This is a genomic window from Streptomyces sp. NBC_00083 (assembly GCF_026343295.1).
Lineage (GTDB): Bacteria > Actinomycetota > Actinomycetes > Streptomycetales > Streptomycetaceae > Streptomyces.
The window spans coordinates 3,292,245-3,310,381 of sequence record NZ_JAPELY010000001.1 but is presented as its reverse complement, the minus strand read 5'-3'; the positions used below and the strand labels follow the sequence as shown (position 1 = coordinate 3,310,381).

The 18,137-nt window shown below is 71.0% G+C and carries 20 protein-coding genes and 1 tRNA gene; 11 read left to right on the top strand and 10 right to left on the bottom strand.

Going from position 1 to position 18,137, the window contains the following annotated elements; all coding sequences use genetic code 11:
- Nucleotides 1–40 precede the first annotated feature (40 nt).
- The 4 genes from OOJ98_RS14815 to OOJ98_RS14800 form a co-directional block, all read right to left on the bottom strand.
- Nucleotides 41–856, bottom strand: coding sequence for an ABC transporter ATP-binding protein (locus tag OOJ98_RS14815; RefSeq protein ID WP_267055143.1), 816 nt, complete (start codon nt 854–856; stop codon nt 41–43).
- Nucleotides 857–1,055: 199 nt separating this feature from the next.
- A complete protein-coding gene (locus tag OOJ98_RS14810; RefSeq protein WP_267055142.1) occupies nt 1,056–1,733 on the bottom strand; it encodes a response regulator transcription factor in 678 nt (225 codons plus the stop codon).
- Nucleotides 1,730–3,307: a sensor histidine kinase gene (locus OOJ98_RS14805; RefSeq protein ID WP_267055141.1), complete on the bottom strand. Its 1,578-nt coding sequence runs from the start codon at nt 3,305–3,307 to the stop codon at nt 1,730–1,732. The genes OOJ98_RS14810 and OOJ98_RS14805 overlap by 4 nt, the downstream gene beginning before the upstream one ends.
- A gap of 305 nt (nt 3,308–3,612) precedes the next feature.
- Complete coding sequence (locus tag OOJ98_RS14800; RefSeq protein ID WP_267055140.1) at nt 3,613–4,452, bottom strand: SDR family oxidoreductase; 840 nt, start codon at nt 4,450–4,452, stop codon at nt 3,613–3,615.
- A gap of 106 nt (nt 4,453–4,558) precedes the next feature.
- On the opposite strand from OOJ98_RS14800, the gene OOJ98_RS14795 reads away from it, so the two are divergent.
- Nucleotides 4,559–4,930 carry a helix-turn-helix domain-containing protein gene (locus OOJ98_RS14795; protein ID WP_267055139.1) on the top strand — a complete coding sequence of 124 codons (372 nt, stop codon included), beginning with the start codon at nt 4,559–4,561 and terminating at the stop codon, nt 4,928–4,930.
- Between the two features lie 122 nt (nt 4,931–5,052).
- On the opposite strand, the gene OOJ98_RS14790 is transcribed toward OOJ98_RS14795, so the two are convergent.
- Complete coding sequence (locus OOJ98_RS14790; RefSeq protein ID WP_267055138.1) at nt 5,053–5,874, bottom strand: MerR family transcriptional regulator; 822 nt, start codon at nt 5,872–5,874, stop codon at nt 5,053–5,055.
- Nucleotides 5,875–6,085: 211 nt separating this feature from the next.
- Between OOJ98_RS14790 and OOJ98_RS14785 the strand changes: the two genes are divergently transcribed.
- On the top strand, nt 6,086–6,625 hold the full coding sequence (locus tag OOJ98_RS14785) for a transcriptional regulator (RefSeq protein ID WP_267055137.1): 540 nt from the start codon (nt 6,086–6,088) through the stop codon (nt 6,623–6,625).
- A gap of 17 nt (nt 6,626–6,642) precedes the next feature.
- Entirely contained in the window at nt 6,643–8,007 is a 1,365-nt protein-coding gene (locus OOJ98_RS14780) for an MFS transporter (RefSeq protein WP_267055644.1), read from the top strand.
- A gap of 228 nt (nt 8,008–8,235) precedes the next feature.
- On the opposite strand, the gene OOJ98_RS14775 is transcribed toward OOJ98_RS14780, so the two are convergent.
- Nucleotides 8,236–8,916, bottom strand: coding sequence for a TetR/AcrR family transcriptional regulator (locus OOJ98_RS14775; protein ID WP_267055136.1), 681 nt, complete (start codon nt 8,914–8,916; stop codon nt 8,236–8,238).
- A gap of 71 nt (nt 8,917–8,987) precedes the next feature.
- Between OOJ98_RS14775 and OOJ98_RS14770 the strand changes: the two genes are divergently transcribed.
- Nucleotides 8,988–9,872 (top strand): SDR family NAD(P)-dependent oxidoreductase, encoded by an 885-nt coding sequence (locus tag OOJ98_RS14770; protein ID WP_267055643.1) that lies wholly within the window; start codon nt 8,988–8,990, stop codon nt 9,870–9,872.
- 190 nt (nt 9,873–10,062) lie between these two features.
- Here the strand turns inward: OOJ98_RS14770 and OOJ98_RS14765 are convergent, their stop codons facing one another.
- Nucleotides 10,063–10,464, bottom strand: a complete 402-nt coding sequence (locus OOJ98_RS14765; RefSeq protein ID WP_267055135.1) for a peptidase inhibitor family I36 protein — start codon at nt 10,462–10,464, stop codon at nt 10,063–10,065.
- A gap of 426 nt (nt 10,465–10,890) precedes the next feature.
- On the opposite strand from OOJ98_RS14765, the gene OOJ98_RS14760 reads away from it, so the two are divergent.
- Nucleotides 10,891–10,964 (top strand) — tRNA-Met (locus tag OOJ98_RS14760).
- Nucleotides 10,965–11,180: 216 nt separating this feature from the next.
- Here the strand turns inward: OOJ98_RS14760 and OOJ98_RS14755 are convergent.
- Nucleotides 11,181–11,621, bottom strand: coding sequence for an SMI1/KNR4 family protein (locus OOJ98_RS14755; RefSeq protein WP_267055134.1), 441 nt, complete (start codon nt 11,619–11,621; stop codon nt 11,181–11,183).
- A 315-nt stretch (nt 11,622–11,936) separates the two neighbouring features.
- Here OOJ98_RS14755 and OOJ98_RS14750 point away from each other — a divergent pair, with 315 nt between their 5' ends.
- Both OOJ98_RS14750 and infA read left to right on the top strand, forming a co-directional pair.
- Complete coding sequence (locus OOJ98_RS14750) at nt 11,937–12,731, top strand: GNAT family N-acetyltransferase (RefSeq protein ID WP_267055133.1); 795 nt, start codon at nt 11,937–11,939, stop codon at nt 12,729–12,731.
- Nucleotides 12,728–12,952: a translation initiation factor IF-1 gene (infA, locus tag OOJ98_RS14745; RefSeq protein WP_267055132.1), complete on the top strand. Its 225-nt coding sequence runs from the start codon at nt 12,728–12,730 to the stop codon at nt 12,950–12,952. The genes OOJ98_RS14750 and infA overlap by 4 nt, the downstream gene beginning before the upstream one ends.
- A 126-nt stretch (nt 12,953–13,078) precedes the next feature.
- On the opposite strand, the gene OOJ98_RS14740 is transcribed toward infA, so the two are convergent.
- Nucleotides 13,079–13,960: an NAD(P)-dependent oxidoreductase gene (locus tag OOJ98_RS14740; RefSeq protein WP_267055131.1), complete on the bottom strand. Its 882-nt coding sequence runs from the start codon at nt 13,958–13,960 to the stop codon at nt 13,079–13,081.
- Between the two features lie 97 nt (nt 13,961–14,057).
- Here OOJ98_RS14740 and OOJ98_RS14735 point away from each other — a divergent pair, with 97 nt between their 5' ends.
- A complete protein-coding gene (locus tag OOJ98_RS14735; protein ID WP_267055130.1) occupies nt 14,058–14,399 on the top strand; it encodes a helix-turn-helix domain-containing protein in 342 nt (113 codons plus the stop codon).
- A 186-nt stretch (nt 14,400–14,585) separates the two neighbouring features.
- Complete coding sequence (locus tag OOJ98_RS14730) at nt 14,586–15,350, top strand: endonuclease/exonuclease/phosphatase family protein (RefSeq protein WP_267055129.1); 765 nt, start codon at nt 14,586–14,588, stop codon at nt 15,348–15,350.
- A 277-nt stretch (nt 15,351–15,627) separates the two neighbouring features.
- Here the strand turns inward: OOJ98_RS14730 and OOJ98_RS14725 are convergent, their stop codons facing one another.
- Nucleotides 15,628–16,125, bottom strand: coding sequence for an RICIN domain-containing protein (locus OOJ98_RS14725; protein ID WP_267055128.1), 498 nt, complete (start codon nt 16,123–16,125; stop codon nt 15,628–15,630).
- Nucleotides 16,126–16,268: 143 nt separating this feature from the next.
- On the opposite strand from OOJ98_RS14725, the gene OOJ98_RS14720 reads away from it, so the two are divergent.
- Nucleotides 16,269–17,291: an Lrp/AsnC family transcriptional regulator gene (locus tag OOJ98_RS14720; RefSeq protein ID WP_267055127.1), complete on the top strand. Its 1,023-nt coding sequence runs from the start codon at nt 16,269–16,271 to the stop codon at nt 17,289–17,291.
- A gap of 134 nt (nt 17,292–17,425) precedes the next feature.
- Nucleotides 17,426–18,124, top strand: a complete 699-nt coding sequence (locus OOJ98_RS14715; RefSeq protein WP_267055126.1) for a hypothetical protein — start codon at nt 17,426–17,428, stop codon at nt 18,122–18,124.
- Nucleotides 18,125–18,137: the final 13 nt, after the last annotated feature.

Sequence of the window (18,137 nt, the reverse complement as noted above, 5' to 3'; positions counted from 1 at the left end):
GAAGGAGGGCGGCGGTGAGGAGTGAGGCCGGTGCGGGTGGTCAGTCGGCGTGCCGGTCCTGGGTCTCCTCGAAGGCGAGCATCCGGTCGAGCACGGCCCCGGACGTCGGTGCGTGCAGTTCGTCCACGGGCCGGCCGTCGGCGAGAAAGACGACGCGGTCCGCGTGGGCGGCGGCGACCGGATCGTGGGTCACCATCACCACGGTCTGGCCCAACTCCTCGACGGAGTCGCGCAGGAAGCCCAGTACGTGCGCGCCGGAACGTGAGTCGAGGTTGCCGGTGGGCTCGTCGGCGAAGACGATCTCCGGTCGGGACATCAGGGCTCGGGCCACCGCGACGCGCTGCTGCTGGCCGCCGGAGAGTTCGGCCGGCCGGTGCGCGAGGCGCTCCGCGAGTCCCGTGGCGGCGATGACGGTGTCCGACCACGCGGGGTCGGGGCGGCGCCCGGCCAGGCGCAGCGGGAGGGTCATGTTCTCGTGCGCCGTGAGGGTGGGCAGCAGGTTGAAGCCCTGGAAGACGAAGCCGATCTTCTCCCGCCGCACCGCCGTGAGTTGACGGTCCGTCAATTCGGTCAGTTCGACGCTCCCGATGCGCGCGGAACCCGAGGTGGCGCGGTCGAGACCGGCCATGCAGTGCATCAGGGTCGACTTGCCGGACCCGGAGGGGCCCATGACCGCGGTGAAGCGGGCCCGGCCGAACTCCACGGTCACCCCGTCCAGCGCCGTGACCTGGGTGTCGCCTCTCCCGTAGACCTTGGTCAGTCGGGTGGCGCGGGCCGCCGGCTCGGCGGTGGCGCCGGGGGCTGCGGAAGGTCGGAAGGGTTCGAAGGGTTCGAAGGGAAGAGGCGGCTTGGGCACGAGGACTCCGGATGGGGAACGGTGGCCCACGAGCGTTCGCGAGCCGGGAGGTTCCCATCCTTGGCGTTCTCACCTGCGTGAACATCGGCCGCCAGGTGGTGATGTGGGCTCTGCCGAAGGGCAGGGGCGAGAGGATCGTCTCTGCCCTTCGGCAGAGGCCGGCCGCTTGCCGTCGCCCGCACTGCGGGCCGATCGGCGGTCAGGGGCACAGTCCGGACCGGTGTGCCAGGAGGGCCGCCTGTACGCGGCTCGTCGACCCGGTCTTGTCCAGCACGGCGCTCACATGGGTCTTCACGGTGCCAATGCCGATGGTCAGCCGGGCCGCGATGTCCTGGTTGGACATGCCCTCCCCCAGCATCGTCAGGACCTCCCGCTCGCGAACGGTCAGCCGGGCGATCCGCTCATCCGCAGGACCCCGCGCGCCGGTGTCCGCGGCGCCCCGGTGCAGCATGCGGGTGATCACCGCGCCGGTGACTCCGGGGGAGAGCACCGCATCGCCGGCCGCCGCCGCGCGGACCGCGCTGATCAGCTCCTGCGGCCCCTCGTCCTTCAGGAGGAACCCCGCGGCGCCGTCGCGCAGGGCCCGCATCACGTTGTCGTCGTCGCCGAACGTCGTCAGCATCACGACCCGCGGAGCGGGGTCGAGAGCGAGCAGCGGCCGGATCGCGGCGAGACCGTCGCACCGCGGCATGCGGATGTCCACCAGGGCCACGTCCGGGTGGTGGACGGCGGCCTCGGCGACGGCCCGGTGCCCGTCGGCGGCCTCGGCGACCACGTCGATGCCGTCGGCATGGCGCAGGATCAGCCGGACGCCGTGCCGGATCATCTCCTCGTCGTCGGCCAGCAGGACCCGGATCGGACGGGGCGGCTCGGTCATCGGCTCTCCCATGGCTGGGCGTCCTGTACGGACGGGACGGTGAAGCGGTCGATGGAGATCAGGCGCTGGGCCGCGTCGAAGCAGTAGCGGGTGATGCCGAAGGATCCCGGGCGGGGTCCGCGGCCGGCGGCCGGGAAGACACAGCCCACCGCGCGGGCCGGGCGCGGCGGTTCGTGCCCGGTGGCGGCGGCGCGTTCGGCGGGGCTGTCGAACACCCCGTTCAACTCCTCGTACGTCATGCCCAGCCGTGGCTGCGGATGGCGGGTCTCGTGCCGGGGCTGGCCGTACACGAGGGCGATCGCGAGCGCCATCAGCACCCAGAGCGCGGACGCGCCCAGGAGGGCCATCAGGGCGCCCACGGTGCGGCGGTCGCCGTCCGGCAACGACGCCCCGGCATTCCTGGGCGTCGGCGGCTCCTCGGCCCCGGCGCCGAGTGCCTTGCTCATGACGGTGTCGGCGGGCTCCGCGGGCAGGGTCGCCCTCACCAGGAACCCGCCGTCGGGACCGGCGCCCGCCGCGAAGGTGCCGCCGAGCAGGTCGACCCGTTCGCGCAACCCCGTCAGGCCGCGCCCCGTTCCCTCCGTGGGCGTGGTGTCCGATGGCCGGGCGGGCGCGCTGTTGTGGACGATCACCCTCACCGCGCGTTCGTCGTGCTCGACCCGCACGGTCACCTGGGCGGAGTGGGCGTACCGGTGGACGTTGGTCAGCGCCTCCCGCACCACGCGGTGGACCGCGCGCCGCACGGGCGCGGGGCGCGTGTCCACGTCGGGGCCGTTCCAGGTCAGGCGGACGTCGATGCCGCCGTCGCGGGACTCCTTGACGAGTGCTGCGACATCGCTCGTGGTGCCGGTGTCATCGGTGAGCGCGTCCGGGCCGGTGTCACGGCCGAGCGGTCCGAGCACGCCGAGGGTCTGGCGCAGTTCACGCATCGCGTCCCGCGTGGTGCGCCGGACCAGGACGGCCTCTTCGCGCAGCTCCGGCGCCGCCCGGTCGAGAGCGAGTTCCAATCCCCCCGCGTGCAGCGACACGAGGCTGAGGCGGTGGCCGACGAGGTCGTGCATCTCGGCGGCGATCCGGGAGCGCTCCTGCACGCGTGCCTCGTTGTCGGCGGAGCGCCGGGCCCGCTCGGCCGCGTCACCGCGCTCGCGCAGCGCCCGCAGCAGCCGGGCCTGCTGCCCGTGGACCGTCCCGACGAGCCCCGGCACCACGACGGCTGTCGCCGCCATGAGGAAGCCGAGTTCCGCGCTGTACACGGCCGAGCCGGGGCCGAACGCAGGGCCCGTCCCGATGGCGGACACCATCATCAACAGGCTCGCGCCCCCGAGCAGCCACGCGCGGCGCCGTGGGCGGACCACGTCGAGGGCTGTCGCGTAGGCGGCGGCCGCCACCACCGGGGCCGCGACAGGTGCCGCCCCGGCCAGCACGGCAAGGCCCAGAAGTACGGCCCCGGGCCGATGCCGGCGTACGGCGAAGAGGAGGACGGCGCCCACGATCGCACCCAGCTGGAACACCGGGTGCGGCAGCGACCACAGCGGCCCCGCGACGGCCAGGAGAAACAGGGCTGCGCCCGCCACGGCGACGGTCTCCGCGAAAGCCCGGCCGCTCCGGTGCGGACCGCTCGGACCACGCACACCACCGGGACCCGGCACGGCGTCCGCCCCAGATCGGGCAGGAGGATCAAAACGGCTGATGAGGGGCATGCCCCTCAGTATGGATCGCGCCTGGGGCACGGACGTGGGCCGCAGGACCGATCCCGCCCTATGCCTTTGGACAGAGCGAGCGACCGCTGGGTACGGCATCGCTGTGAGGGGGGCGGCCCCGGCCGGCGCCTGCGATCGTCGTCGCGCTCGGCGGCCGGGGCCCGTCACAGGAGTCGCGCTCAGCGGAAGGCGGCGATGTTGCGCGCCACCCAGTCGCCGAAGGCACGGGGAGCGCGGCCGAGGACGCGTTCGATGTCCTGGCTGATGTCGAGTTCGGCGGGGGTGGGGGCGGAGATGATGTCCAGGGTGTCGTCGGCGAGTTCTGCCGGCACGAACCGGGTCATCCCGGCCTTGGCCTCGTCGCGGGTCAGTTCATGGAAACGTACCGGCGTGCCGAGTGCGGCGGCGATGGCCTCCGCCTGCTGACGCGGTGTCACCACCTGTGGCCCGGTGAGTGCGTAGATCCCACCGTTGTGCCGGTCGTCCAGCAGACAGGCTGCCGCGACATCGGCGATGTCGGCAGGGTCGACGACCGGCACCCCGACATCACCGAAGGGTGCGGCGACCACTCCCCGCGTGCGGACGGACTCCGCCCAGGCGAAGGCGTTGGAGGCGAAGCCACCCGGCCGCAGGATCGCCCAGTCGAGTCCCGACTCCCTCACCTTGTCCTCCAGAGCGCGCATGGCGACCCGCGTCGGGCCGAGCGGCCTGGTGGCCACACCCTGCGAGGACAACAGGACGACCCGGCGCACACCTTGGGCCGCGGCGGCGTCGATGATGTCGCCCGGCCTGGCGTCGGGGGCGTGCATATCGCCGGAGAGCAGCAGGAACAACGCCTTCGCCCCTTCCAGCGCGGGCGTCAGACCCGCCGGCTCGGCCAGGTCGGCCACCAGGTGCCGAACCCCGTCCGGCACCGCCGCGGCACGCCGCGACACCGCCGTCACCTGCTCGCCCGCCTCGGCCAGAGCCTGCGTCAAAGGCCGGCCGATGTTTCCGGTAGCCCCGGTCACCACGATCATGTTCAGCTCCTCATCGTTGTGCACAAAGTGGCTGTGCACCAAGGATGTTGACGCTAGGAGCCGGACTTACTTTTCGTAAGAACATACCCAGAGGTAAGCTCCGGACATGAGCGAAGGCGCGCAGCTTACGCGGGTCGAGAGAGGCCCCCGGTATGACGTGTTTCACACGGACTGCCCGGCTCGTGACGTGGTCGACCACGTCACGAGCCGGTGGGGCATCTGGGTGCTGATCTCCCTTCGAACCAACGACCTCCGGTTCTTCGAACTGCGCGACAGCATCCGGGGCATCAGCGAGAAGATGCTCGCCCAGACCCTGCGCGCCCTGCTCAAGGACGGCCTGATCTGGCGCGAAGTCGAGCCGACGACACCGCCTCAAGTCACCTACGGCCTCACCGAGTTCGGCCGGGAGCTCGGCGAGCCCCTGACGGACCTGTTCGACCGGATCACGCGGAGATTGCCCCAACCGGGCACGGAGTAGCGAACGCCGGGCGGCGGGTGACCTTCACGGTCCCCGCCTCCGGACCGCCACACCACATGTCAGCCGTCAGCCGATAGTTGATACCTGTCAGCTGTCACCTGACAGTTGTCACCTGTGGCCTGTCAGAGCGTGGTCACCGGCACCTGCAGTTCGGTCACCCACTCGTCCCGGTCGGGCGGGCAGTCCAGGCTGATCTCCCGCGGGTACGCGGTCGACGCGTAGCCGTTGCCGTCGATCCAGCGGGCCAGGGCCTGGGCCGCCGGTAGCACCGTGTCCATCGAGCCCTGGTGCACGATCGTCGCCGCGTGCTCGACGGACGGCAGATCCAGCACGTGGAAGGCACCGTTCTGCAGGGGCGCCGCCACCTCGACCGCGGCGTGGACGCTGATCTGCCCGCCGCCGCCCGGCGCGTCCTCGTAGTACGCGACGCCGGCCCCAGCGGGCGTGACCCCGGCAGCCTCCAGACGCCGGAACAGCTCCGCGTACAGCGGCGCGATGACCGGCCCGATGTCCTCGGGTTCGAAGCTCGCGGCCGTCGCGGTCAGCTCGGCCACTCGGACGGCCGGAAGGCTCTTCATGACGACATCATTCGTGGGCATGTGCCCCTCGCTCTCGATCGACTGGAGCCTCGCCTCGACCTGGACCAACCGCGCGGCGGCGGCCGCCATGTCGGCCTCCACCTCGGCCTGCCGCAACCGCAGCATGGCCCGTAGTTCCTCAGTGCTGACCTCCTCGTCCAAGATCTGCCGCACCTGCTGGAGGGTGAGGCCGAGACCCTTGAGCGCGATGACGCGATTGAGGCGGCTGAGCTGGGCGGCCGTGTACGAGCGGTAGCCCGTGGCGGGGTCGACATGGGCCGGACGCAGCAGGCCGGTTGCGTCGTAGTGGCGCAGCATCCGGACCGAGACGCGGCCGTGCCGGGCGAAGTCTCCGATGGTGAACATGATGTCTCCGAGTTCAGCGCCTGACACGGTGTGAGGGTCAACCAGCGTGGCAGGCAACACACAACAGCCCTGCCGACGGTACCCGGGGACATGGGTCAGGCACCGGATGCCTCCCGTCGGCGACTCAGCCAAACGGAACCTGCGACTTCGTTTGAAGAGATCGAACCCGACCCCCTTGCCCAATAGTCAAGAAACGTTGACCATTGGCGACATGCCCACCGACGACCTTCCCGAGTCAGTTCACGTCACCACGGACGAGCAGCTACGCGCCGTTTCCAACCTCACGCGTCACCGGATCATGGCCGTCCTCCGCTTCGAGCCCGCGACGATCACGCAGATCGCCGAGCGCATGGGCCTCGCGAAGGGCAGCTCCAGCTACCACGTGCGGCTGCTCGAACGAGCCGGTCTCGTGAAGGTCGTACGGACACGGAAGGTCCGCGGCGTGACCGAGCGGTACTACGCGATGGCCGCCCGGTCGATCGTGCTGCCGGATCCGGGCGAGGGCGGCCGGGACGCGCTGATGCGGCATGCGGTGGCGGACCTGGAGGCGTCACCGGCGGACGGGGAGCGGCACGTCCGGATGGCTCATCTGCGGCTCACCGACGAGCAGTTCGCGGAGTTGGGGGCCCGGCTCGACGCGTTGGCCGACGAGTACCGGGAGCTGTCCGATCCGTCGCTCCCCGACACGTCGCTGGTCTTCGCACTGTTTCACCCGGCATCGCACCAGCAGCCCAAGGGGGGCTCCAAGTGACTGTGAAGAGAGAGAAGTTGGCGACCGGGTTCGGTCTGCTCTGGACCGCACAGACGGTGTCCTCGCTGGGTGACGGGGTGTCACATGCCGCGCTGCCGCTGATCGCGCTGACGTTGACGCGGAATCCGATGGCGCTCGCCGTCGTCACGGCTGCCGGGACGCTGCCGTGGCTGCTCTTCGGGGTGCTCGGCGGTGCGCTGGTGGACCGCTGGGACCGTCGGCGCACTTTGTGGATGACGGACGCGCTGCGTGCGGTACTGCTCGCGATTCCGGCGGTTGCGGCCGCGCTCGACGTGCTGAGCATTCCGCTGCTCGCGACCGTGGCCTTCCTGCTCGGTCTCGGTGGGCTCTTCTTCGACACGGCCGCCACGGCCTATCTGCCGGACCTGCTCGGCCGCGACCCCGCGCTCCTGGAGCGGGCCAACTCCCGCCTGCGTGGCGCGCAGACCGCCGCGTCCGGGTTCGCCGGCCCGCCCGCGGGCAGTGCCCTCCTCGCGCTCGGGCGGGCGGTCCCGCTGCTCACCGACGCGGTGTCGTTCGCTCTGTCGGCCGTACTCGTACGGTCGCTGCCCGCTGCCCCCCGGCCCGTACCGCAGGCACGGGAGTCGCTGCTGCGGCAGGCGCGGGCGGGCGCGTCGTATGTGTTCAGGGATCGGTTGCTGCTGGGGCTTGCGCTGCGTCCGGCGGTCGGGAACATCGCGTTCATCGCCGTCGAGACCGTGCTCGCCCTCTTCGCGCACGACCGTCTCGGCATCAACACCTTCGGTTTCGGCCTGCTTCTCACCGCGGAGGCCACCGGCGGCCTGCTCGGCGCGGGCATCGCCTCCTTCCTCGGCCGGCGGCTCGGCACGGGCACCGCGCTGACCTGCACGGCCGCCGTCGAGGGGCTCGCCATTCTGGGGCTGGCCGCCGCCCCGAACCCGTACGTCGCAGGGCTCTCGCTGGCCGTATGCGGTGCGGGCATGGGCGCCACGATGGTGCTCGCCCCGTCTCTGCGCCAGACGATCGTCCCCGCGCACCTCATGGGCCGCGTCACCTCCACCTCGCGGATGCTGGCGATGTGCGCGGCCCCGTTCGGCGCCTTCCTCGGTGGCTGGCTGGCCTCCGCCTACGGCGTGCGCACCCCGATCTACACCGCTGCCGGTCTCCTCCTCACCATGACCGCGATCACGGCGACGATGACGAGCAACCGCCGCGTCGAGGCGGCCCTGCGTGCCGCGGGCGGGGCCGAGGGTGCGGACCGGGTCACGGCCGGCGGGGCCGGCGCTGCCGACCGGCCGTCCGCCACCGGGGCCGGCGTCGCGGACCAGGCGGCCGCCGCCGGGGCCATCGTTCCGGACCAGCCGGAACCCCGGGAGCCCGCTCGCCAGGGCGCCGTCTAGAACGTCGGGAGGGCACGGTGCGGGCGCGGCCTCCGCCGCTTCCGCCCCCGTTGTGCGCAGCCGCACCCCTGCAGCGCCCGGCCCGGGGCCCCTCGCCCCGGTCGGGTTCCAGAGCGTCGAGCGTCGCGCTTGTGATGAGCCCAACAGCCTTGCATGTGAGCGGAGTTGAGTTCGCCGCTCGGTCGAAGAGGGGCGCCACCCCATGGTCGGCTCCCTCGCCGGAGGGGCTCAGCGTCCCGGCCACCTGCCTGCGCGCTGCCCGATGACGCCCTCCAGCATCGCCGTGAGGATCCGCGCCAATCGCGGCTCCACGTCCACGATCGCGTGGGCGAGGCGCGGGTCGTCGCGGTACAGCGCTGCGACCTCCGGCCCCGGCGTCGCGATCTGCCAGAACGTGCCGGCCATCGAGGTCGCGGCGGCCATCAGGTCCACGCCGTCGGCCTCGGTCAGCTCCGGCAGCCGTGCGCGGACCGCGGTGACGATCGCGCCGACGGCGGTGAGGGTCACCAGTTTGAACGCGCGCACCGCCTCGACCGACACATTGCGTTCGAGGTTCATCGGCGCCTGCGCCAGCAGGTCGCAGAACATGCCGCGGGCCGCGAGGGTGCGGGCGAATGCCGTGGCCACGCCCGCCGCGTCGCCGTCGTCCACGCGATCGATCTCGGTGCACAGGACCGGCGCCCACTCCTGCCAGTCGGCCGCGGTCAGGCGCAGGAAGATCTCCTCGCGCGTTTCGAAGTACCTCAGGAGCGCGGACTTGTGCATGCCGACGGCCGTCGCGATGTCGGTGAGCGTGACCTGCCGGATGCCGTGCTCGGCACCCAGGGCCCGCGCGGCGTCCAGGATCGCGGCCTCCCGCTGCTGCTTGGCCTGCGGGGACCGGGCGCGCCGGAAGTCGTTGGTGTCCACGAGCCCATGCTAGCGCAACGAGGTTGCGTTAATAACAAAACGGTGTTTCACTAAGTGGCATGACCGAGAACATGGACGTGCAGAACACGCAGCAGACCTGGTTCATCACCGGCTCCTCCCGGGGCTTCGGCCGCGCCCTGGTCCGCGCGGCCCTGGAGGCGGGCGACACCGTGGCGGCGACGGCCCGCAGGCCCGAGCAACTCGACGACCTGGCCGCCGAGTTCGGCGACCGGATCGCACCGATCGCCCTCGACGTGACCGACCCGGAGGCCGCGAAGGAGGCGCTGGAGGAGGCCAGGAAACGCTTCGGGCGGATCGACGTACTGGTCAACAACGCCGGCTACGCCAACGTCTCCCCCATCGAAACCACCGACGACGCGGACTTCCGCGACCAGTTCGAAACGAACTTCTGGGGCGTCTACAACGTGAGCAAGGCGGCGATCCCCCTGCTGCGGGAGCAGGGCGGTGGGCTTGTCGTCCAGTTCTCGTCCATGGGCGGGCGCGTCGGCGGCTCCCCCGGCATCGCGTCGTACCAGGCGGCGAAGTTCGCGATCGACGGCTTCAGCCGGGTGCTGCGCGTGGAGACCGCGCCGTTCGGGGTGCGGGTCCTGGTCGTCGAGCCGAGCGGGTTCCGCACCGACTGGGCCGGCTCCTCGATGACCGTGCACGACGTGCCCGAGCAGTACGAGACCACCGTCGGCGCGATCAACCAGCTCATCCGGCAGAACACCGAGGGGCCGGCGGGCGACCCGGTGCGCGCCGCGGAGATCCTGGTACGCGTCGCCAAGCGCCGCGACATCCCGACCAACCTCACGCTCGGCGTGATGGCGTCGGAGGGCTCCATCGCCCAGAGCCGGCGTCTGCTGGCGCAGGACGAGAAGTGGAGCGCGGTCGGCCGTTCTGCGGACTTCGCGGAGCCGTACCCCGTCACGTTCCCGCAGGACACGGCGGCCTAGGCCCCAGATCCGAAGGCGGACGATCGTCGGACCGAGGTCTCGGGCGCCCGAATCGCTCCACATCGATCGTCGAAGGGTCTGGACACCAAGGAACCGCTCGGCTGCCGACCCCTGCGCGTCCTGTGCCGGGCCGTCGACCGCTCGGGGAACGACCGCGGACGAGCGTTCCCCGAACCTCTCAACGGCCTTCTCAGCAGGCACTGTTGAGGCCCACCGCGTCGATCCGCTTGCCGAAGTTGGTGTCGTACGCCATCGCGTAGTCACCGATGTTGACCTTGCGGAAATCGCGCGGCTTGTAGTCGATGAAGCAGGCGCGGACGTTGGCGTAGAAGGAGTACACGTGATCGTGGAGGTTCGGCGGCATGTCCCGGTAGCCGTTGGATGGCATCCAGCGCCACGGGGTGCCGGAGTAGTTCCTGTCGTGCCAGAAACAGACCTCCCCCGCCGCACACTGCGCCGCCGCCCGTTGCAGCGCGGCCGCGCTCGGCGCCTGTCCGGCCGCGGGGACGCGGGCCTGGGACGGGTTCGCCGCGCCGGACAGCGCGATGCAGGTGGCCGCCACCACCAGGGCCAGACTCTTGCGGATACGCACGTCGGAACGCTCCTTCTGTTCGGGGAAGCCCGCTTTGCCGGCGTCATGCCTTGCCCAGCCAGTCCACCACCCCGCCCCGGCGACACTCCGGCAGCGGGCAACAACAGCACCCGTACAGCCGGTGACACCGGGCACCAGGGGGGCGCGCGAGGAGCGGTCGACGGGGTCGGCGACGACCGCGTACGCGTGCGCGACAACCTTCGCCCCCTGCCAACTGGCCACATCGCGGCCCGGGTTATCGCGCCGCAAGACGGGGTGCGCTTCCAGGCCGGCCAGGCCGCCCGGCGCGGAACGTCCGCGTCTGCGCGGTGACGATCATCTGGGCCGGTTCCGGCGGCGGGCCGCAGTGCTGTGCCCGCGTGGCGAAGGCGTGAGGGGGCCCGTGGTCATGAACGGTCCCAAGGGCGCGTAGGCTGGTCCTACCGACGCGGGGTGGAGCAGCTCGGTAGCTCGCTGGGCTCATAACCCAGAGGTCGCAGGTTCAAATCCTGTCCCCGCTACTGCGTGATCCGAGGGTTGAGAACCGGCTGGGACTGGTTCTCAACCCTCTTCGCATGGCCCGGCGCCCGGCCGACCGGTGCGGCGCCCCTGCCGCCCAAAAGGGCCGAGGGTGCCGGTTGACGCATGACCGTGGACGTATATGCGCTCGGTGGTGAAGTCGCCCACCTCGGTGACGCCCCCGTGCCGGCACGCCCCGTTCGCGGCGGGCCGTCCGCCTACAGCCGGTACCAGTCGTCGTCGCCGTCTTCCTGGAGCGCGCGCTCCAGGTAGTCCCGCAGGTCGCCGGCCACCCACCGTCTGCTGTCCGTCTCGTGCTCCCAGACGAAGACGTCGGGGCGTCGCGGTTTCTGTACGAAGGCGAACTGATCGCCTCCCCCGTTGTCCGCGAAGAACAGCAGGGGCTCGAAGGGCATGTACAGCTGGGCGAAGGACGGGTCCGACCGGAACAGGAGGTTGTGTTCCACGATGTGAGCGATCGGCCAGATCGTGTCGACCGATGACGGTCCGGTCAGGCCATCGCTCGCGCGCAGCAACTGCGCGAGCTGCTCGGGGAGTTCGCACCCGAGGCGCCGCCCGGCCTCGACAAGGTCGGCCTCACGCGCCGGCTCCCGCAACTCGACACCGGGAAAGGCCTGCAGGGCCATCGCTCTCCACATGGCCGCCATCGTAAAGTGCCACGGCGTGACCGTCGGCTACGGGGCGCCGGGGACCCGGTGCCTCCCACCTTCAGCCCCCGCCTCACACCGCCCTGCCCTGCCCTGCCCCGCCTCGCCCCGCCCTGCCCTGCCGAAAAGGGTTTGAGCCGCGCGGCGTCACGCTGCTACTTTCGCGGTGGACCGTAGATCGACGCATGGAGGTGAGCCCCGTGAACGCAGTTACCCGTGGGTGCTCCCTCAACCCGTCACGGTCCGGCGGCTGACGTTCGGCGTCGCCAGGAGCGCCTGAGATCAAGGCTCCTGGAAGGAACTCCGATGAATACAGAACCCTTCACCTCTGCCCCGCGCGGCAACGACGTGGTCATCACGCGTGTCGCGGACCGGCAATGGCATGCACTCGACGACGACCTGGTCGTCGGGCGGGCGCATGCGGAGCACCGGCCCGACGGCCGTCTGTTCGTCAGTATCGACGCCTGGCACGACGCCGTCTTCGACGAGCTCGTGGGTGCGCTGCCGGCGGCGCTGCCCACACCGCTCTACACGGTGGTCGACGAAGCCGACGCCGAGCTGACGGACCGCTGGCTGCGGGCCGGTTTCACGCGGTGGCGCCGCGAGTGGGAGTACGTCCTGCCGACCGACCCGCAGGCCACCGGACTCGGCGGGCTCCTGCCTCCCCGGGGTGTCACGATCGTGCCGGCGGGTCAGGTGGACGAACGTGCGCTCCGGGACGTGGACAGCGCCATCCGTGCCGAAGTCGAGGCGACCGTCGGGTGGCATTCGATGCCGGCGGAGGTACGCCCCCGCCCCGCAGGCGACACCATCATCGACCCGTCGATGTACGCGGTGGCCGCCGGGCCCGACCGCTATCTGGGGCTCATCCGGGTGGTGCACGCGAGACGGCCTCGTATCGGGCTGGTCGCGGTCAGGGCCGGCGAGCAGCGCCGCGGCATCGCGCGGGCACTCCTCGCCCACGCGCTGGCGACGCTCCACCGTTCGGGGCACACCATGGCTTCGGCGGAAGTCCACGAGTCCGACCGCGCGGCCTCCGCACTGCTCACTGGCGTCAACGCCCGCGCGGTGAGCAGCAACCTGGAACTGGTGCTGCGATGACGAAGCACAAGAACGTCATCGAAGTCGAGGGCAGGGTCGTCGAGTGCCTGCGCGGCGCGATGTTCACCGTGGAGCTTGAGAACGGCCACCACGTCCTCGCGCACATCAGCGGGAAGATCCGCAAGAACTACATCAAGGTCATGCTGGAGGACCGGGTGCTGGTGGAGCTCCCGCCGTACGACCTGACGCGTGGCCGCATCGTGTTCCGGTACCGGAACTAGCGGCGACGCGTCCAGGTCCCGGGTGAGCCACACTCGGGGCCCCGGGTGTGCCTGGGTGTGTCGCACCCGGGCAGCACCCGTCCTGGTGGGTCGTCGCCCGCCTCCGCGGACAGAGGCGTGGCCCGATCAGCGGGCCAGGAGGTCGATCACGCCGGTCAGGCCTTCCTTTCCGGTGTTCTCGGTCAGGCGGCGGCGCATCAACTCGAAGTAGGGGCCGAGCAGTTCCGGGCTGACGCCCTGCTGTTCGGCCGTGCGCAGGAAGGTCGGCGTGCCGGCCACCTGCATGGCGAGGTTGGAGACGACGCCGTTGGTGTAGTCCCCGCTGTGCAGCTGGTCGGCGGTCTGGTGAACGGCCGGGGCCATCGCGACGAGCCAGTCGGCGAGCAGCGGAGCGAGGGTCCTGGGGTCGATGTCCTCCTTGCGGATCAGGGCGAAGGCGTGCGCGGCACCGGCGAACATTCCGTACATGACGCTGAGCAGGGCGATGTCGTGCAGGGCCGCGTGCCCCGCGTCCTCGCCGACGTACGTGGTGCCCATCGGTACGCCCAACGTCGCCCGGTGGCGCTCGAACACCGCCCGCGAGCCGCTGTAGAAGGCGTAGCCGCCGGCTTCCGGCAGGCCGATCATCGGCGGGACAGCCATGATGCCGCCGTCCAGGTAGCGGGCGCCGCGCCCGCGGGCCCATGCGGCGCGGGCGCGCGCCTGGGCCGGGGTGCTGGTGGTGAGGTTGACGAGGTCCTTGCCCGTCAGGTCGGTGCCGTCCAGCACGTCGTCGATGGAGTGGTCGTCCAGGAGGCAGAGCACGATCAGGGTGTTCGCCGCGATCGCCTCGTCGGCGTGCTCCGTGGCTCTCGCGCCCTCGGCGGCGAGTGCCGCGGCGCGGGCCGGTGTGCGGTTCCAGACGGTGAGCGGGTGCCCTGCGGCAAGCCAGGCGTGGGCCAGCGCGGTGCCCATCGCGCCGAGGCCCAGGAGTGTGACGGGTGTCGTGTCAACGGTGGTCGGTGTCATGCCGATTAGGCTGCTCGCAGAGCCGGGGGTGATCAAGTACGCACTTGCGAGTGGGTGGTTACTCCGGGGTGAGCGAGCACGTCGGAGGGGTGGGGGCATGACGACGCTGAACCGGCCGGGCGCGCCGGAAGGGCATCTCTGCGGGATCGACGCCGCGATGGAGGTGATCGGCGGCAAATGGAAGGTGCTGATCCTGTGGGCGCTCCACACATACCCCTGCCGTCGCTTTGGCGAACTTCGACGGCTGCTTCCGGGGATCACGGAGAAGGTACTCGCCTCTCATCTGCGTGAGCTGGAGGCTGACGGCGTCGTGCACCGTGTCTCCTACGACGAAGTACCGCCCCGCGTCGAGTACTCGCTGACCGAGGACGGCATGCGGCTCAACGACGCGCTCCAGCCGCTTGCGGCCTGGGGCCGCGGGCGGGCGCCCGTCTCGTGACGAGCGGGATCGCGGACGAGCTGCATTGCGTGGGCGGGGATCCACCGGTCGATGCCGGCCGCGGGCACGGCACGTGTTCCGCGCGGTCGAACTCATCCGAGTTCAGTGATCGAATGATGCTGCACACCGGAGGGAAGGCCGGCGCGGTCGATGTGGCGCCGGGCCGCCAGAACACGAAGGGGACGCATGGAGAGCGAAAGCCTGCGGGATCTGCCCGAGTCCGTGACGGAGGCCGACGGGTCCGCGGTCGTGCGGGTACTGAGTTACAACGTGCGCTCCATGCGTGATGACGTCACGGCTCTGGCCCGGGTCATCCGGGCGTGCCGGCCCGATGTCGTCTGCGTCCAGGAAGCGCCGCGCTTCTTCCGCTGGCGCAAGGCCGCCGCTCGTCTCGCCAGGAGCTCGGAGCTCGTGTACGTCACCGGCGGCGCCACGGCGTCCGGCCCCATGATCCTGTCCTCCCTGCGTGCCCATGTGGAGCGCACCGAGGACATCCTGCTCCCCCGCACCCCGGGCCTGCACCAACGTGGCTTCGCCACCGCCGTCCTGCGGTTCGGCGGGGCCCGGCTCGGAGTGCTCAGCTGTCATCTGAGCGTCAGTGACCAGGAGCGCTACCAGCAGGGCGGGCTGCTCCTCGACCGACTGGCGGCCCTGGACGTTCCGCACGCGGTGGTCGGCGGAGACTTCAACGACCGTCCCCACGGCCGTACTTTCGGTCTGCTGGCGCGGTCGCTCCAGGACGGCTGGGCGACGAAGCCGTGGGGTCGTGAGCACACCACTCGGCTCGGTGATCCCCTGCAACGGATCGACGCGGTCTTCGCCACCGAGGGTGTGGAGGTCCTCGGCTGCGGGGTGCCGATGGGTCTTCCCGGCGTCGCGGAAGGCGACCTCCGCTCCGGCACGGACCATTTGCCGGTGCTGGCCGCGGTGCGGGTGCCGGCGGGAGGCTGACTTGTCGGACAGCTGGGTCGGCGGAGCCGTGTCCGCGCTCAATTGGCGCGCCACGGCACGCCCCGGCATTGCACGATGAGGACCGACAGCGCGCGAGGAGAGCTTGCATGCAGAAGATTCCGACGTTGTACGTGCGCCCCCGGGGCTCGGCCAGAGCGGCTCCGTTCGGTGAGAGGACAGGGACGCGCAGCGGCGAACCTCCGGCTCCCACACCTGGTGGAGACCGGAGGTCGCGAAGCCGGCGTGGGCGACGCGCGGCCGGCGCGTCGCCGGAGTGCTACGGCACCCAGAGCCACTTGGTGTAGTTGCCGTCGATCTGATAGCAGCTGAGGTAGGTGTCGCCGGACGCGTAGTGCCCGATGTAGCCGGGGACGGTGCCGAGGGTCGTGGGCCTGTTGGCCTTGGGGATCGTGCTCATCCCCAGGTAGTAGGTCTTGTAGTTGTTGCAGCTGGTCGTGTCGACGTCCTTGGGGGCGTCACCGCTCTCCCCCTTGGGCACGGCCAGACAGACGTTCGTGTCGTGGGTACCGGCGAAGACCTCGTGCACCTGCCCCTGGACGACGCCCCACCACTGGCCGGCGTCGTTCCGGTTGCACTTCACCATGGTGACGGCGTACGTGTTGTTGGAATTGGCGCCCCGCATGCACTTGCCGGTGGCCACGTTCTTGAGCTGGTACGCGGCGCCGGAGGCGGACGCAGGCGTGCTTCCCAGGGCGAGCTGGGTCGCCGCGGCGATGCCGGCGACCGCGAGCATGGCGGTCATTTTCCGCTTCATTCCGTTCCTCCATGTATGGGTGATGCTGTGCCAGGTCCGCGGTCTCCGTGCGACTGGGAGGCCTTGGCTGTCTACCTCCATCCTTGGTGCAGGGCAGCCGAGTCGGGCTCGGTGAGGCGTCACAATGGGCGTAACTTGCCGTCATGACACGCGTGTTGGCGGATTCCGTACTCGGCCCCATGGATCAGCGGCTGGTGGCCGCGTTGCAGTGCGACGGCCGCCTCACCGCGGAGCGGGCGGCCCACGTGCTGGGGCTGAGCCCGGCCACCGTGCGCCGTCGCCTGCACGCGCTCGGCGCCGACGGGACCGTGCGCGTGGTGATCTCACCGGTGGCCCGGCCCCGGGGCGACGGCGCGGCCGGTGCCCTGTTCCTGCGCATCCGGGTCCTGCGGGGGAAGCTCGACGCCATCGTGGCGGCGCTCGCGGCGCGCGAGGACATCCCGTTCATCGACATCACCACCTCGGGTGACGAGATATTCGCGGTCGCGCGCACCGAGCCCGGTTCACGTGATCCGCTGGTCTTCCGTCAACTGCCGTCCACGCAGGCGGTGACGGCCCTGGAGAGCGCCACGATCCTGCACGTCTTCCGGCTCACGTCCCAGTGGCGCCACCAGGTGCTGACGCCGCCCGAACGCGCGGCGCTGAGCCCCGCCGAGCCGGTTCCCGCGGCGGCGGCTTCCGGTTCCCCCGGCGGCCCCTACGGCGTCGACGCCGATGCCCTGGAAGAGTGCCTCATCGACGCGCTCGCCCCCGACGCGCGCCTGACCTCGGCGGCGCTCGCCGCGCGGACCGGTCATCCGGAGAGCACGGTGCGGCGCCGCCTCGCCCGGCTGGCCGCGCAGGGCCGTCTCATCACCCAGGTCCTGGTCGATCCACGCCGTCTCGGGCTGCCCATAGAGGCCAAGCTCCTGCTGCATGTCGCCCCCGACCATCTGGCCGCCGCCGGGCAGGCGCTGGCCGACCATCCCTCCGTGCACGGCGCGTTCGCGACGTCGGGGCCCTCGAACCTGCACGCCGCCGCGTACTTCCCGGACCTGACGGCCCTCTACGGGTTCCTCTCCGAGGACCTGGCCGGCCTGGGCATCACCCACGTCGAGACCGCCATCGTCAGCCGCGCCGTCAAGCGCACCCCCGGGCCGCTATCCGGAACGACTGCCACCCCGTGATGCGGGGGAATCCGGGGGTACCAGGCGGTGCACGGCGCGGTCGCAGGGACCGTGCGCAGCGAAGGCGACGCCCGAGGGAGCCGCCACAGAAGGGGTGTTCGCGCATGCGCGGTACGACACGAACGTCGGTAGCGGTGACGGTAGTCGGGTTATGCCTTGCGGGCGCCGCGGCGTGCGGCGGGAGCGACGACGAGGCGTTCAAGGGGCAGAGCGCCGACCAGATCGCCGCGAAGGCCGTCGAGGCGACGCGTCAGGCCGACTCGATGCACCTGAAGGGCACGGTCGCCCGGAACGGCGGGCAGCGGGTGGGCATCGATCTGTCCGTCGACAGCCAGAAGAACTGCCAGGGCACCGTCACCAACGCCCAGGCCGTCTCCGACATCCGGCACAAGGACGCCACGCTGTACCTCAAGGGCAACAGCGCCTACTGGCAGGCCAACCTCAAGCAGCAGCCCCAAGCCGAGAAGCTGGTGCCGAAGGTCGCCGACAAGTGGGTGCGGATGCCCGCAGCCGACGACCAGTTGACCGGACTGTGCGACAAGCAGGGCCTGCTGGCGACCATGGACGAGGACAAGTCCGAGCGGCAGGGGATGTCACGCGGCGACACCACCACCGTGGACGGCAAGAAGGCCGTGGAGCTGAAGAAGCAGAAGGACGGCAAGACCCGGTCGATGTTCGTCGCCACCGATGGCAAGCCGTACATCCTGAAGGTCACCGCCACCGGGACGTCCCCCGAGAACACGGTCTTCACCGACTACAACAAGCCGGTCGATCCTCCGCAGCCCCCGGCCGACCAGACCGTCGACCTGAAGCAGCTGGCCGCGCAGAAGTAAGGCAGGCAGTCGG

Coding starts and splice junctions, on each gene's coding strand:
- OOJ98_RS14810 (WP_267055142.1), bottom strand. CDS start 1,733: ATGACCGAGCCGCCCCGTCCGATCCGGGTCCTGCTGGCCGACGACGAG.
- OOJ98_RS14800 (WP_267055140.1), bottom strand. CDS start 4,452: ATGATCGTGGTGACCGGGGCTACCGGAAACATCGGCCGGCCTTTGACG.
- OOJ98_RS14795 (WP_267055139.1), top strand. CDS start 4,559: ATGAGCGAAGGCGCGCAGCTTACGCGGGTCGAGAGAGGCCCCCGGTAT.
- OOJ98_RS14790 (WP_267055138.1), bottom strand. CDS start 5,874: ATGTTCACCATCGGAGACTTCGCCCGGCACGGCCGCGTCTCGGTCCGG.
- OOJ98_RS14785 (WP_267055137.1), top strand. CDS start 6,086: ATGCCCACCGACGACCTTCCCGAGTCAGTTCACGTCACCACGGACGAG.
- OOJ98_RS14770 (WP_267055643.1), top strand. CDS start 8,988: ATGGACGTGCAGAACACGCAGCAGACCTGGTTCATCACCGGCTCCTCC.
- OOJ98_RS14755 (WP_267055134.1), bottom strand. CDS start 11,621: ATGTGGAGAGCGATGGCCCTGCAGGCCTTTCCCGGTGTCGAGTTGCGG.
- OOJ98_RS14750 (WP_267055133.1), top strand. CDS start 11,937: ATGAATACAGAACCCTTCACCTCTGCCCCGCGCGGCAACGACGTGGTC.
- infA (WP_267055132.1), top strand. CDS start 12,728: ATGACGAAGCACAAGAACGTCATCGAAGTCGAGGGCAGGGTCGTCGAG.
- OOJ98_RS14740 (WP_267055131.1), bottom strand. CDS start 13,960: ATGACACCGACCACCGTTGACACGACACCCGTCACACTCCTGGGCCTC.
- OOJ98_RS14735 (WP_267055130.1), top strand. CDS start 14,058: ATGACGACGCTGAACCGGCCGGGCGCGCCGGAAGGGCATCTCTGCGGG.
- OOJ98_RS14730 (WP_267055129.1), top strand. CDS start 14,586: ATGGAGAGCGAAAGCCTGCGGGATCTGCCCGAGTCCGTGACGGAGGCC.
- OOJ98_RS14725 (WP_267055128.1), bottom strand. CDS start 16,125: ATGAAGCGGAAAATGACCGCCATGCTCGCGGTCGCCGGCATCGCCGCG.
- OOJ98_RS14720 (WP_267055127.1), top strand. CDS start 16,269: ATGACACGCGTGTTGGCGGATTCCGTACTCGGCCCCATGGATCAGCGG.